Consider the following 299-nt stretch of genomic DNA (forward strand, 5'->3'; position numbering starts at 1 on the left):
AAGTAAACTGAACCCCAAAAGTTGGACACCAACTTTTGGGGTTTTTTAATGGCTAAACATACAGAAGAGTTTAAATACCGTGTAGTGCAAGAGTATTTAAGTGGCGCACTGGGGTATCTTGCATTAAGTAAAAAATACGACCTGCAATACTCAACAGTAAGACGTTGGGTCGGTTGGTACCAAGCACATGGTATGGAAGGACTGACAAAGAAGTTCACTCATTACAATGCCGAGTTCAAATTGTCTGTCCTGAGGTATGTATGGGACAATGCCTTATCTTACAGTCAGGCTGCAACGCA

General features: G+C 41.8%; 1 protein-coding gene. It reads left to right on the forward strand.

What is annotated here, in order from left to right; genetic code table 11:
* Positions 1 to 48: 48 nt before the first annotated feature.
* Positions 49 to 299 (forward strand): helix-turn-helix domain-containing protein (locus KDM92_RS18365; RefSeq protein ID WP_212685800.1); only part of this gene is annotated, 251 nt, incomplete at its 3' end.

The sequence above is a fragment of the Affinundibacterium baiyunense genome (genome assembly GCF_018139645.1).
Taxonomy (GTDB): Bacteria; Pseudomonadota; Gammaproteobacteria; order Burkholderiales; family Burkholderiaceae_D; genus Undibacterium; species Undibacterium baiyunense.